This window comes from Nitratidesulfovibrio oxamicus, from assembly GCF_015731765.1.
Taxonomy (GTDB): domain Bacteria; phylum Desulfobacterota; class Desulfovibrionia; order Desulfovibrionales; family Desulfovibrionaceae; genus Cupidesulfovibrio; species Cupidesulfovibrio oxamicus.
Map to the genome: position 1 here is coordinate 1 of NZ_VRYY01000704.1, position 742 is coordinate 742.

The 742-nt window shown below is 72.5% G+C and carries 1 protein-coding gene; it reads left to right on the forward strand.

Going from position 1 to position 742, the window contains the following annotated elements; translation table 11 throughout:
* Window positions 1-742: sigma 54-interacting transcriptional regulator (locus FVW20_RS17460; protein WP_196610585.1), on the forward strand; the 742-nt coding region annotated here is incomplete at both ends.

A 742-nucleotide genomic window follows, 5' to 3' on the forward strand; every position in this document is an offset into this window, starting at 1 on the left:
GGCGACTGGTTCGCGGGGCTTACCGCCCCGGCCACGCTGGCCTTGCAGACGCTGGTGGAGCGCATTGCCCCCAGCGAGGCCACGGTGCTGCTGACCGGCGAGACGGGCACCGGCAAGACCGCGTTGGCGCGGGCCATCCATGCCCTGTCGGCGCGGGCGGGCCGCCCCTTCGTGGAGGTGACCTGCACCGCGCTTGCGGAATCGCTGTTCGAATCGGAGGTGTTCGGCCACGTGCGCGGGGCGTTCACCGGCGCGGTGCGCGACCACGCTGGCAAGTTCGAACTGGCGGAGGGCGGCACGCTGTTCCTGGACGAGGTGGGCGAACTGTCGCCCGCGTCGCAGGCCAAGCTGCTGCGCTTTCTGGAGGACCGGGTGATCGAGCGGGTGGGCGGCACCCGTCCCCTGCGGCTGGACGTGCGCATCATCGCCGCCACCAACCGCGACCTTGCCCGGCTGTGCCGCGAAGGCGCGTTCCGCGAGGATCTGTACTACCGACTGAACGTGTTCGAGTGCGTGGTGCCGCCCCTACGCGACCGGCCCGACGACATCGCGCCACTGGCGGCGAGGCTGTTCCGCGCGGCGTCGGTGCGGCTGGGGGTGGATACGGGGGCGGAAGGGGCGCACGATGCCGTTGCATCGGCCGAGGGCCTCGCCGCCTTGCCGCAGGCGGTGCTGCACGCCCTGCTGGCCCACCGCTGGCCGGGCAACGTGCGCGAGCTGCGCAACGCCATGGAACGCATGG